This window comes from Xenorhabdus sp. PB30.3 (assembly GCF_963895965.1).
Taxonomy (GTDB): Bacteria; Pseudomonadota; Gammaproteobacteria; order Enterobacterales; family Enterobacteriaceae; genus Xenorhabdus; species Xenorhabdus stockiae.
In genome coordinates this window covers 19,249-33,058 of the sequence record NZ_CAWQMW010000115.1, presented here as the reverse complement: position 1 = coordinate 33,058, position 13,810 = coordinate 19,249, and the positions used below count along the sequence as shown (strand labels likewise).

The following is a 13,810-nucleotide window of genomic DNA, read 5'->3' as shown; positions in this document are numbered from 1 at the left end:
ATTACATTAATTTTTAATGCGGTAATGCCGATATTAATTGATCGCAGTAATACAAATATACGTTTTTAAAGCATGAGCTAATGACACTATGAAACTGAAAAAAATTCTAATGATAGCTGCCGTGACGGTAACAAGTTTAATGTCAGTGCATCAGGCAACGGCGGCGATAGCATTAGATCGTACCCGGGCTATTTTTAATGGGAATGAAAAATCTGTCAGCTTGAATATTGAGAATCAACACCCTGATTTGCCTTATTTAGCACAGGCATGGATTGAAGATGAGCAGGGAAATAAAATCAACAGCCCACTTGTTGTTGTTCCGCCTGTTCAGCGTATTGAAGCCGGGATGAAGAGTCAGATTAAGATTCAGACTCTACCCGCGATAGCGCAATTACCTCTGGATAGAGAAAGCCTGTTCTATTTCAACGTCCGTGAAATTCCACCACGCAGTGAAAAATCAAATGTTCTGCAACTCGCGATACAGACGAAAATTAAATTGTTCTACCGCCCGGAAGCAGTTATCGCACGTCGTGTGGATCTGGAAAATCCGTGGCAGGAAAAACTGACCTTAACCCGTCAGGGAAACCAGTATGTGCTGAATAACCCAACGCCATATTACGTCACGATTGCAGAAGGGCAGAGTCAAGTTAAAGGTAAGCCGGTCGAGGGCTTTAAGCCATTCATGCTGGCACCTAAAAGCAGTGAAACACTGGGCGGAACAGCCAGCGCTTTCGGTAGTAACCCTATCTTGACTTATGTCAATGACTATGGCGGACACCCGCAGTTAGCTTTTAGTTGTAGTGGCAATAACTGTACGGTGACAAAGATTCTCGATGAAGAGGGCTGATTAGATTTGGTGAATCACAAAACAGACTTCACCCAATCATAATGAATTTTAGGATAAAGAATAATGAATTCGTTAAATATAAAGTTCTCTGACTGTGCGCGGAAATTATTAGTACTGCCGGCCTTATTCCTGTTGGGAATGAGCAGCCTGCAAGGTGCTTATGCGCAAGATAACCTTCGTCAAAATGTCAGAATTACGATGACTGTACTGGCGCCTTCCTGTGTGATTAAACCGGAAGATAAAGCGATGGAAGTGGATTTTGGCAGCATTACCAGCCGGGATCTTTATTTATATCAGCGCACACCAAGCCAGCCATTCCGTCTGCATTTGGAAGAGTGTGACCCTAAAGTCGCGCAGAAAGTGAATATCAAATTTGTCGGGCAAGAGAGCAAAGAGCAGCCGGGATTATTGGCGTTCAGTCACGGCAGCAATGCTTCTGGTGCGGCTATTGGTATGGAAAAACTGGATGGTACACCACTTCCTTTTAATAAAACGGCTCAGTTCTCACTTGCTGGCACGAACAGTAGTCATGTCATTCCGTTTCAGGCCTATGTCAAAGCCGATCCTAACGCACTTTTGCAAAACAAAATTGGTGTCGGAGAGTTCAATGCGATGGCAACTTTTGAGCTTAGTTATGAATAGCTACGCCAGCCTTTTGAGTGGCTTCCATGATATTCGGGCCAGGCTTGGGGCTATTTAGGGAAATAAATTATGCGTCATATTACAAAATCATTAATGAAGTTTTCTGCATCATTATTTTTCTTAACTGCTTCATATTCTTATGGTGGAGCCTATGTTATGCCCGTGAATACCACTACATCGGGTAAACAAACCATTACGACAATGGAGCTGATTGAATGGACGGAAGAAGAGGGAATTGAGAACCCTTGTTATAACAAGCCGCAATGCTATGTTGGCCCGGATGTCCAGTATAACAATGGTAAACAGCCGGGTATGTATGGCTCCTGTATTGATGCAAAGGTCTGTTTGACTGACGCCCATAAATACCGGACAACCGCAGATGTCATGCGGGCTTATAAAAGTCAGCTTGGAATTCCTAAACGGGTCACATTTCCGATTATTACTGCGAATGCACAGTGTGTCGGCTTGTTTTATACCAACCAGATATCATCAGGTTATGGTACAGCACAAAAATTTCCTAATTCAACCTGCAATAAATTACCGCCTGCAAACCAGAGTTGTGAACTTATTGTTCCCGTTGAAATTGCTTATGGTGAATTAAAAGCCTCAGAAGTTAATAACGCAACCCGTTCTATTAATGGCCAGTTTAGCTGTGCACTTTATAGCAACAAAATAATGTTGCAGGTTAAGTCTATTAATAACGAACCCAAAGTTTATCTCGATGCTAATAAACAAATTTATTCAGCATTACAGATTGATGGAAAGAATGCAGCAGATGGAGTGAATGTCACTGCTGAGGGAAAATATATACCTTCCACTTTCACTCTGACTTCAACACTGCACACATTAATACAACCGAAAGCCGGTAAATATGAAGGTACAGCAGTTGTCTTACTAACCTATTTATAATGAGGGTAAAGATACTATGCGAGTCAGTATGCTGGTAGGTAAACGGATCCAAATGAAGCGAAAAGAGCTTGGGATAACAGCAGCAGAGCTGGCGGACAGAATCGGCGTCAGTCACCAGCAGTTATCACGTTATGAACGGGGAACGAATCGAATTAGTCTGGAACATTTGGTTGTTGTCTCCATTACTCTGAAAACACCTGCAAGCTGGTTTCTGGAAGATTGTTTTATTAAACCCGCTCCTCAAATGAAAAACCAACATACCTGTGTGGCTGAAACAATATTAGATTTATATTGAATAAAAAGTATTAATTAGAAAGACAGTTATTAATTTTTATAAAAGCCATCTCAAAAAAGGATGGCTTTTTCTTTATTAGAACACTCATAGATAGACTGAATCTTCAGGCTATGTAGATATGAATTCCATTAGCCCGTTACAAAAAATTAATTGATTATTGTATTTTGAAAACAAAATTAATTTTATTTATCGTCATTTTGTTGTTCAATTGTAATTAAATGTGTGGCTTTCAAGCTATATATAAAATCACAGAGAATAGTGTATAGCCATATCTTGTAGTATTACTGTTGTAAGCAGTAACCATGAGGACATTCTCATTCAATCCTAATCAGCATATCTGAAGATATGAGAATCTGGTTTATACAAATACCTTCGGTTCTGGATTAGCTGATAGAAGTATCTTTTAGCTACGAATTGATGATGGATATAGGTAGATTGCTACAAATAGGGTAAAAAATGACAGGACAAAATATACTAACTATCTTATTGCCTATATTTTTAATTAGTATGGTGATAGAAGCACTGGTGTTGAATCTATTCCGACGACGTTCTCAATTGAATATCATAGAGAGTTTGGTGAATCTTTCATTAGGCGCAACTAATTTAGTAGCCGGAGTGCTTTTCACGGGCTTACATTTATCGATCTATTATTATGTGCAACAACATTGGGCGTTGATACCCCCATTACCAAATACTTTCCTACAGATACTGGCGACTTTCATATTCTACGATTTTTTCTACTATCTTAATCACTGGGCTCACCACCGTTGTAATCTACTATGGGCTAATCATCTTGTGCACCATAGTGGACAGCACTTTAATCTTAGCACTGCTGTGCGCTTAGGCTTTTTCGGAAATTTTACGGTATGGGTGTTTTTTCTCCCCATGGCATTTCTGGGCATCAAATTGGAACATTACCTTCTGGCTATCGCTGCACAGTTGGTCTACCAGTTCTTTATACACACAACGTTCATTCGCGAATTGGGATTTCTAGAAAAGATTTTTGTCACACCTTCTCAGCATCGGGTACATCATGCCAGTAATTCGCTCTATATAGACAAAAATTTCGGCTGCTTTTTAGTTATTTGGGACAGAATATTCGGAACCTATCAACGAGAGTTATCAGAAGAGCCAATACGTTATGGCATCACCACACCAATAGCCCAGCCTCATTCGCTGGGATATCTGAATAGCTTCATGTATTTGTCATGTTTGCGGCAGGCAATAAACCAGCCCAACCTGAAATCTGTTTTGAGAGTATTATTTGGTTCACCTAAGTATCTGAATTTTAAAAATGAAATTATCGCTTCAATAAATCCAAATCCAGCAATGCCTACTACATTGTTAATGCTGATATCTCCAACATTCATTAGCTTCTATATCATTTTCAATGCAGATCAACTTAATACTATTGACGTATGGCTAGTACCGTTGATCTTCTTGTTAACCAATTGCCTGTACTCCAGCCGTATTGAGCACAATCATTTATCGTTAGTCACTTTGTTCATAAAGGCTTTAGAAGGGATATTCATCGTTTATTTGCTAACAAATTATTCCAATTTACAGCCGTTACTTTGGGTAAGTCTGGCTATCAATATTGGAACACTTATCTTCATTGTTACTTTTTATCCGTATGCAAGGAAAAAACATCATGAATAAATCGCGCCTTACTGATCCCCAAATAGACAACCATCATCGTGATATCACGCGATCCAACGATTATCTACAAAACATGGCTGAGCGTTACGATAATTTTGTTTCAGATGGCAAAATGGATATGATTGGCAGAGTATTTCATAGAATACCTTGCAAATATGTTTCTGTTAGCTACAACCCTGTCAGCGCTGATAGCACACATATACGTGAAGTTCTGCATTTAGGTTCCTATAACTATTCTGGACTCAATGGTCATCAAAAGATTATCGAATCCAGTATCAATGCAACTCATCAATACGGAACTACATCCAGTGGTGTACGCCTTCTCAATGGTACTAGTGACCTACATCTTGAAATGGAACAACGGTTGGCTAAATTCCTTGGCGTGGAAGAAGTCATTACTTTCAGCTCTGGATTTTCGGCGAATCTCGCAGCCCTCTCCACGCTATGTCGTGAAGGTGACATAGTTTTCAGTGATATGCTTAACCATCAATCTATCGTAGATGGTCTGAAACTAAGTGGTGCAACGACTCGGATTTACCAGCATGCTTCTCTGAAAAGTCTTGAGAACAAGCTTAGCCAAACTTCATTTCAAGCACGTAAATTTATTATCACTGACGGTGTGTTCAGTATGGATGGTGACTTGGCTCCCTTGCCCGGGATTGTCGACTTAGCACGAAAATATAATGCGTTCGTCATTGTTGATGATGCTCATGGTACTGGGCATATTGGCCCGAACGGCCGGGGAAGTTGTGCTTATTTTGGAATAACGGATCAGGTTGATGTTATCACCGGTAGTTTGAGTAAAGGCTTGCCTGGCGTTGGTGGATTTATTGCTACAAACAAGAAAACAGGAAATATTATCCGTATTGCTGCAAATCCTTACGTTTACTCTGCTTCGTTACCTCCCGCTGTACTCGCTTCAATCATCAGCGCCATCGACATTCTTGAGAGTTCACCTCAGTTGACTCTGGAGTTACAAACCAAGGCTGAGTATTTCCGTCAAAAATTACGCGATGCAGGATTTAATATATTGAACAGCGAAACGGCCATTGTGCCATTGATTACGGGTGATGAACATTGTTGTTTCGCTATGGCCCGTATGCTTCATGAGAAAGGCATATACGTTAATCCTGTGACTTATCCTGCTGTAAGTAAGACACGGGCACGCATTCGGATTAATTTGAGCGCAAACCTGAACAACGAGGAGTTGGATTATAGCATTCGTACTTTCATCCAAATTGGTCAAAAGCTGGCTTTAATATAACCTTATATGGGATTTGCAGTTATGGAAATAAGCTGTAAGTGGGTAGAAAGTGTCAGTCATTTTTCTCGGGAGGACTGGGAACACTGCTATGATCCAGAAAATGTGATTACTTCATATTCACTGCAACTCGCATTAGAACGTTCTGAACTTGTCGAAAGTTTTTACTATCTTAGCCTTTATCGTAACGAAAAACTGACAGCTATAATTAGTTGCTTCAGTATGTGTTATTCCCTAACTGATCTTGCCTCTCCGAAATGGCAGGATTGGGTTGCAACCTTACGCAAGATATTTCCCAGCTTTTTGAAACCAAGGATTTTTGTCGTCGGTAGTCCGATTGCAACTTGCAGTCACATGCTAGGCATTTCTCTACCACCGGATCATCCCGATTACCCCCGATTGTTACAAGCTATGGAACGGGAGATTGATAGGAAAGTATCTGAACTACAAATTAAATTGCAGTGTATCAAAGAGTTTGACGGATATGTTCATCAATGCTTGCAGCAAGTTTTACAGAGCAAATTTGTCGTCTGCCGTAGCCCTGACACGACTTATGTTTATACTGATCAAGTTGGAGGCTTAGAATACATCAATAATATGCTAAAACGTTATCGGAATGTATTGAGAAGACGCAAGCGGAAGTTTGATGCTACTGGCCTACGTTGGATTATGGTTGATGACTTTAGTGCTTACGTTGACAAACTTAGTAGCTTATATCGTAATGTATTGCAACGTAGTCATACCAAGTTTGAATGTTTAACACCTGAATTTTTCCATGCTGTTAATGAGGAACTTGGCGATCAAGCACAAGTATTGTTGTGTCTGGATGATGATTGTATTGTCGCTTTCGAATTATTCCTCAAGGGCAAAAACCTACACCCGTTATACTTAGGTATTGACTACAGCTACCGCGATGCCAGTGCACTCTATTTCAATTGTTTATATCGAGTTATTGAAGAAGCTCAAAATCAACAATATCCATATATTGAACTTGGCCAGACAAGCTACGATGCGAAATTTAGTGTAGGTGCCATATCATCCAGGCTGTACTTTTATATAAAACATTCTAACGCCTTGTATAATTTCCTTTTATCTCGGTTCAGAAAACTGATATTTCCTGCCCCAAAAATCCCAGAACAGCGAAAAGTGTTCAAATTGAATGAAGATTACATTGATGCCCTAAAATCTTCAGGAGCACTAAAACATGTTGATTGATGAATTTCGTATCCATAAGTTTCATATTGAAGTTTATAATTCTATCGAAGATATTGATGCCTATATATGGAATGAAACCTTGTCTCAAGGGCATCCATTTAAAACGCATAGCTTTATGAGCGTCTGTGAACAAACGCTTCCTCATCGTGAATATCGATATTTCCAAGTCTTCGCTTCCGATTTGAGGCATTCCTTTCAGGGTTTGTTCTTTGCTACACAAGAATCCATTGATCTGATTTCTGATTCTCACTCTGCATTACGATCGAGATTACAGCGATTTTTTCCGAAGTTTGGTTGCATTACCGCAGCCATGCTTGGCAGTTATGAAACCAGTGGCTGCCATTGGTGGTTTTTTCATGAAATAATTCCTCAGCAACGTATCGACATAATCAATCATTCTTTAGCTTTAAGTTTTCCCCGTGCTTTTGTCAGGATCATTCGTGATGTGGAGCATAAAGAGACGGATTATGGTGCATTACATTCACAGTTGTTAGCACAGGGCTTCAATCCGGCAATGAATTACCCTTTGGCGTTTGTCCAGCTACAAGGCAGATCATGGGAACAGCATAGCCAAAATTTGAAAGCCAATTGCCGTAAGGTGCTTAGCCGCATAAAGTCACAGTTTCGCCAATCAGGATGGCGTATTGTTCACTATCATGAGCAGCCTATAGCGCTTGAGGCGTTTTATGAGCAATACCTCAATACTCATCACCGGGCAAGTGAATATAAGCGTGAGGCGTTACCTTTGAGCTTTTTTGAGCAGATACAAAAAAAATGCCAAGTCGTAGTATCCGTACTTTATGATAAACAGGATCAAGTACGCTCATTTATTTTTAGTGGTATAAGTGAAAGCATTATTAACCCTTTTGTTTTTGGCCGTAATTATCAAGAAGAAAGTGAAGTAAATTCCTACTATATTTTGCATATGGATCTGATCCAGAGATTCAGTCATTTTCAGACTAAAATTATCGACCTTGGAATTACCAATTACTTCGTTAAACAAAATCTTGGTGCATGCCTAATACGTAATGATATTTATATGAAGTTTAGGAATCCTCTGTTTAATGCATTATTTGGTCGTATTCTTGCCAAAAAATTTGATGTTACTCAACCAAAGGAACGACGTGTTTTCAAAAATGACGATAAACATTAATTCTGATACTCACGAAAAATGTCCATGGCAAACACGAGTTGATTATTTATCTCAAAAAGTACTCGTGTTACAGCAACGTCTGAAATACATGGAATTAAGTCGGTTCATCATATTTATTAGCCTGATCGTATTAGTTTATTATTTATGGCAACAACCAGAGTTGTTATTTTATTCATGGCTATTGGTAACTGGTGGTATATTGTTATTTGTTGGCTTAGTCTTCTTGCATCATCACATACAGGAACAATTACAGAACCACCTCACTCTGGTTACACTAAATACAGAAAGCTTAGAGCGCATTCATCGAAATTTCCCAGCGCTGGCACCTTGCCCGATACATGTTGCTGATCATTTCAGTGAACAGGATCGTGCTCTCAACTTATATGGAACAGCCTCTTTAGGGCAACTGCTATTTAATCTTTCGACAAGTCTCGGTGATTCCAAGCTTGCCGTATGGATAACGCGCGGGTGTCCTATATCGCAACTGTCACAGCATCAACAAGCTATTAAAGAACTGGCACCACAATTAGACTTACGCCAGAGAATTTACGCTTGCGCGAGAAAGCCAGATAGTACAGGGAGAGGATATTATCTGGAGAAATTTCATGACTGGGCGACAAGCACAACTTTCCCTTATATCACTGTCAGGCTAAAACGAGTGGGGCAAATGCTAACCCTGCTTTCATTAGTTTGTATTACTTGTGCTGTAACTCGCTTTGCTCCTGGCTGGATTGTTATCCCGCCTGTGGCTATGAATATCGTATTTCTTATGTTACGGGGGGATCAATTTAAGCACGCACTTAACCGTGTTGACCTTCAATCTAATGCCCTGAATAGTCTTTCGAAGATAGTCAGAAATATTAATTCTGGCGAGTATCATGCACAGACTTTACGCAATATTAGTGAATTACTACAAAACCCTTCTGAACGACCAGAGCTGGCATTACGTAAACTGTCAACCATCATCCATTATTCACACTTACGCTTTAATGCCTTGCCGTATCTTGTCCTACAATGCACGTTACTCTGGGATTTTCATATCACCCTGAATCTTCAGGGCTGGCATAAGCAGTATGCACAGCATGTCCCCCGTTGGCTGGAAGCTATCTCATTATTTGAGGCACTAAGTGCCATGGCAAATCTGAGCCATGAAAATCAATGTTGGCACTTTCCAACAATGAGCGACGAGCGCAAACTTCATGCAAAGCAAGCCATTCACCCTCTATTACCTGCACAGCAGGCAATTGCTAACGATATCTTACTTATTCCCGGCCAAGTGACCATTATTACGGGTTCTAATATGTCGGGGAAAACCACTTATATGCGTACACTTGGTCTCAACCTGAAACTTGCCATGGCAGGCGGGCCTGTAGCCTGTTCTGAACTGATATTTCATCCTTGTGAATTATTTACCATATTCTCAGCCGCTGATTCTCTACATCAAGGGTTGTCATATTTTATGAGTGAGGTTTTGCAGATTAAAGAATTAATAACAAGGGTCAAACAAAGCGGGTTACAACCCATCTATCTATTAGATGAACTTCTAAAGGGAACAAATGAACGGGAGCGTAATATGGCAATCATTGCCATATTAAAAAAACTTTGTGCTCAACAGGCTATGGGAATGATAACCACCCACAGTACCATATTAGCGACTGATTCGGATTTACAGCCTCTCTCCCGTAACATTTATTTTGAAGAAACTATCGATGATCAATCACCAGATAAAATATTCTTCAGTTATCGCCTCAAGGAAGGAATATCACATCAGACAAATGCCATTAAACTATTCCGTATGCTTGGTGTGGATCTGACATGAATAAATTGCATAGCGCAAATCTTCAACACTGCCCAGCTACTCCAGATTATGCTTCTCAGGTAATCAATCTGTTGGGCAATATATCTAGTGATACCCTGAATTTTATTTATGGAGCTGAGGAGTTATGTTCCCGATATCTAATAAAAGAGTTTTGTGGTGAAAAAGGTTATTTTGGTTACTCCCAACATCGTTTGATGTTATCTGATGATCGATGTATTGGGGTGATCGCAGCCTATGATCGTAGTGAAATTAATCGGTTAAATTGGGGAACATTGAGTTCTGTTTTTTCATTTTATCCTTTCCCCCAAGCCATCAAGTGCTTGTATAGATTGCTTGCTTCCACATCAGCTACGCCCAAGCCGGAAGGTAATTCCTGTTTTCTCTATAATCTTTCTGTCGATCCGGAGTTTTCCCGTCAAGGTATTGGTTCCCAACTATTGGAGCAGGAAATTCTCCGGGCTCGTGACCGAAAATACAAAATGATTGAGCTGGACGTTGCTACTACTAACCAGCGTGCGATCAGTTTCTATCGACACCATGGTTTTTTAGTAAAACAACAGATTGATAATCCCCGTATTCTTAACGGTTTTTGCTTTAATAGTCACTTACGGATGTTTCTCGAACTACAATAATTAATTGTGTTTTAACTGATGTCATGTCAGTAGTGAATATTCGGCTTGAAGATAAGTACAATTTTCTGGATTTAAGATATCACCAGATAAAAAAACAGCTCCCTTACTGATTGGAGAACCAACTTTGGGGGAGCTGTTTTTTATTCGCTTAAATTACTTGGTAATTTTTGCGTGCATTTCCTGTACGGAAATGACCTGTTCAGTCGGGTCAGCACTGAGCGCCATGGTGGTTGCGAAACCGCCATTCAGGGTTGTGTCATAATGCACTTTATATTGCAGTGCGCTGCGACGAAGCAGTTTAGAATCTTCAATCGCCTGACGGCCCGCGGTGGTATTGACGATGTAGTCATATTCACCGTTTTTGATTCTGTCCTGAATGTGCGGGCGACCTTCATGCACTTTGTTCACCAGACGTGGGTTAATTCCTGCTTCACCCAAGACAACCGCAGTACCATGAGTTGCATCCAGTTCGAAGCCCTGCTTAACTAACTGAGCTGCCAAATCAACAACACGCTCTTTATCGCCTTCACGTACCGACAGGAGTGCGCGGCCTTTTTTACCCATGATGGAGTTACTGCCCAGCATTGCCTTGGAGAAAGCTTCAGCAAAGGTACGGCCAACACCCATGACTTCACCGGTAGAGCGCATTTCTGGCCCCAGAATCGGATCAACTCCCGGGAATTTATTGAATGGCAATACGACTTCTTTCACGGAGTAGTAAGGTGGGATGATTTCCTTGGTTACACCCTGTGACTGTAAGGATTGCCCAGCCATGACGCGCGCAGCGACTTTCGCCAGCGGCATACCCGTTGCTTTAGAAACGAATGGTACAGTACGTGCTGCACGAGGGTTCACTTCGATCAGATAAACTTCGTTGTTTTTCACAGCAAACTGAACGTTCATCAAACCACGGACACGTAATTCAAAGGCCAGTTTCTCAACCTGATTACGCATCACATCCTGAATTTCCTTGCTCAGGGTATAGGCAGGCAAGGAGCAGGCTGAGTCACCAGAGTGAACACCCGCCTGTTCAATATGTTCCATGATACCGCCGATCAGGACGCGTTCGCCGTCACAGATAGCATCCACATCAACTTCAACAGCATCATCAAGGAAGCGATCCAGCAGAACCGGCGCATCGTTAGAAACACTGACTGCGGTTTGGAAATAACGACGCAGGTCAGTTTCATCGTATACGATTTCCATTGCCCGGCCACCCAGTACATAGGAAGGGCGAACCACCAGCGGATAACCGAGGTTGTTACCTTTTTCAATCGCCTGTTCGATGGTTGTCACAGTGGCATTTGCCGGTTGTTTCAGGCCAAGACGATTGACTGCTTGCTGGAAACGTTCACGGTCTTCTGCACGGTCAATGGCATCCGGGCTGGTACCGATAATTGGCACACCAGCAGCTTCCAGTTCACGTGCCAGTTTCAGCGGAGTCTGGCCGCCGTACTGTACGATCACGCCTTTTGGCTGTTCAACGCGGACAATTTCCAGTACGTCTTCCAGTGTTACCGGCTCAAAATAAAGGCGGTCGGAGGTGTCGTAATCTGTTGAAACTGTTTCAGGGTTACAGTTAACCATGATGGTTTCGTAACCGTCTTCGCGCAGCGCCAGAGCAGCGTGTACGCAGCAATAATCGAATTCAATGCCTTGCCCGATACGGTTAGGGCCACCACCCAATACCATGATTTTTGGCTTATCATTATTTGGGTTAGCTTCGCACTCATCTTCATAAGTGGAGTACATGTAGGCTGTATCGGTTGAAAACTCAGCCGCACAGGTATCTACACGCTTGTAAACTGGATACAGGCCATAATCATGGCGCAGTTTACGGATCTCTTTTTCGGATACGCCAGCCAGTTTTGCCAGACGCGCATCAGCAAAACCTTTACGTTTCAACTGACGAAGGAAGCCGGAAGTCAGGCCGTTGATACCTTGCTCTGCAACCATATCTTCCAGACGAACCAGCTCTTCAATCTGTACCAGGAACCAGCGATCAATGTTGGTCAGGTTGAAGATACCATCAACGGACATACCCGCGCGGAAGGCATCGGCAACGAACCAGATACGCTCAGCGCCAGCATCTTTCAGTTCGCTACGGATTTTGGTCAGTGATTGTACATCATCCAGATTAACTTTCGGGTCAAAACCTGTTGCGCCGACTTCCAGACCACGCAATGCTTTTTGCAGAGACTCCTGGAAAGTGCGGCCAATCGCCATGACTTCACCAACGGACTTCATCTGAGTGGTCAGACGGTCATTACTGCCGGCAAATTTTTCGAAGTTGAAACGAGGGATCTTAGTGACGACATAGTCAATCGATGGTTCGAAAGAAGCAGGAGTCAGTCCACCGGTGATATCATTCATCAGCTCGTCAAGGGTGTAACCAACCGCCAGTTTTGCAGCGATTTTTGCAATAGGGAAGCCAGTGGCTTTGGAAGCCAGAGCGGATGAACGGGAGACTCGCGGGTTCATCTCAATGACAATCAGTCGGCCATTTTTAGGGTTTACTGCAAACTGTACGTTTGAACCACCGGTCTCTACACCAATTTCACGCAGTACTGCCATCGAGGCATTACGCATGATTTGATATTCTTTATCCGTCAGAGTCTGGGCTGGTGCGACAGTGATGGAGTCACCGGTATGGATACCCATCGCGTCAAAGTTTTCAATGGAGCAGACGATGATGCAGTTGTCACTTTTGTCACGAACAACTTCCATTTCATACTCTTTCCAACCAATCAGCGATTCATCGATCAGCAGTTCATTCGTTGGAGAAAGATCCAGACCGCGCTCGCAGATCTCTTCAAACTCTTCGCGGTTATAAGCGATACCACCGCCTGTTCCACCCATGGTGAAAGAAGGGCGGATGATACAAGGGAATCCTACGTCTTCAGCGACTGCCAGTGCTTCTTCCATAGTATGAGCGATGCCGGAACGTGCGGTATCCAGACCGATTTTCTTCATCGCTTTGTCAAAACGCTGACGATCTTCTGCTTTATCAATGGCATCAGCGGTTGCACCAATCATGGTGACACCGAATTCCTGCAATACACCCTGACGTTCCAGTTCCAGTGCGCAGTTGAGTGCTGTTTGCCCGCCCATTGTTGGCAGGACGGCATCCGGACGTTCTTTCTCAATGATTTTGCGTACGACTTCCCAGTGAATCGGCTCGATGTAAGTTGCATCAGCCATTTCCGGGTCGGTCATGATGGTTGCCGGGTTGGAATTCACCAGTATGACACGGTAACCTTCTTCTCTCAGCGCTTTACAGGCCTGAGCACCTGAATAGTCAAATTCACATGCCTGACCGATAACAATCGGACCTGCACCCAAGATCAGGATACTTTTAATATCAGTACGTTTTGCCAT

11 protein-coding genes are annotated in these 13,810 nt (G+C 42.2%); 10 read left to right on the top strand and 1 reads right to left on the bottom strand.

Annotated features, from left to right (window positions below; genetic code table 11):
- The first annotated feature begins 88 nt into the window (after positions 1-88).
- The 10 genes from AACX38_RS07945 to AACX38_RS07900 all read left to right on the top strand — a co-directional run bounded on the left by AACX38_RS07945 (position 89) and on the right by AACX38_RS07900 (position 10,432).
- Positions 89-847, top strand: a complete 759-nt coding sequence (locus AACX38_RS07945) for a fimbria/pilus periplasmic chaperone (protein ID WP_099108835.1) — start codon at positions 89-91, stop codon at positions 845-847.
- Between the two features lie 63 nt (positions 848-910).
- Entirely contained in the window at positions 911-1,489 is a 579-nt protein-coding gene (locus AACX38_RS07940) for a fimbrial protein (RefSeq protein ID WP_099108834.1), read from the top strand.
- 69 nt (positions 1,490-1,558) lie between these two features.
- Positions 1,559-2,398, top strand: coding sequence for an MrpH family fimbial adhesin (locus AACX38_RS07935; RefSeq protein ID WP_099108833.1), 840 nt, complete (start codon positions 1,559-1,561; stop codon positions 2,396-2,398).
- A gap of 16 nt (positions 2,399-2,414) precedes the next feature.
- Positions 2,415-2,693, top strand: coding sequence for a helix-turn-helix domain-containing protein (locus AACX38_RS07930; protein WP_099108832.1), 279 nt, complete (start codon positions 2,415-2,417; stop codon positions 2,691-2,693).
- Positions 2,694-3,149: 456 nt separating this feature from the next.
- Positions 3,150-4,352 (top strand): sterol desaturase family protein, encoded by a 1,203-nt coding sequence (locus AACX38_RS07925; RefSeq protein WP_228863923.1) that lies wholly within the window; start codon positions 3,150-3,152, stop codon positions 4,350-4,352.
- A complete protein-coding gene (locus AACX38_RS07920) occupies positions 4,345-5,616 on the top strand; it encodes an aminotransferase class I/II-fold pyridoxal phosphate-dependent enzyme (protein ID WP_228863922.1) in 1,272 nt (423 codons plus the stop codon). The genes AACX38_RS07925 and AACX38_RS07920 overlap by 8 nt, the downstream gene beginning before the upstream one ends.
- Before the next feature lie 21 nt (positions 5,617-5,637).
- On the top strand, positions 5,638-6,828 hold the full coding sequence (locus AACX38_RS07915) for a GNAT family N-acetyltransferase (RefSeq protein ID WP_228863921.1): 1,191 nt from the start codon (positions 5,638-5,640) through the stop codon (positions 6,826-6,828).
- Complete coding sequence (locus tag AACX38_RS07910; protein ID WP_228863920.1) at positions 6,818-7,981, top strand: hypothetical protein; 1,164 nt, start codon at positions 6,818-6,820, stop codon at positions 7,979-7,981. Before AACX38_RS07915 ends, AACX38_RS07910 begins: the two co-directional genes overlap by 11 nt.
- A complete protein-coding gene (locus AACX38_RS07905) occupies positions 7,965-9,800 on the top strand; it encodes a MutS-related protein (protein WP_228863919.1) in 1,836 nt (611 codons plus the stop codon). Before AACX38_RS07910 ends, AACX38_RS07905 begins: the two co-directional genes overlap by 17 nt.
- On the top strand, positions 9,797-10,432 hold the full coding sequence (locus AACX38_RS07900; RefSeq protein ID WP_228863918.1) for a GNAT family N-acetyltransferase: 636 nt from the start codon (positions 9,797-9,799) through the stop codon (positions 10,430-10,432). Before AACX38_RS07905 ends, AACX38_RS07900 begins: the two co-directional genes overlap by 4 nt.
- Positions 10,433-10,585: 153 nt before the next feature.
- Here AACX38_RS07900 and carB read toward each other — a convergent pair whose 3' ends face one another.
- Positions 10,586-13,810 carry a carbamoyl-phosphate synthase large subunit gene (carB, locus tag AACX38_RS07895; protein ID WP_228859565.1) on the bottom strand — a complete coding sequence of 1,075 codons (3,225 nt, stop codon included), beginning with the start codon at positions 13,808-13,810 and terminating at the stop codon, positions 10,586-10,588.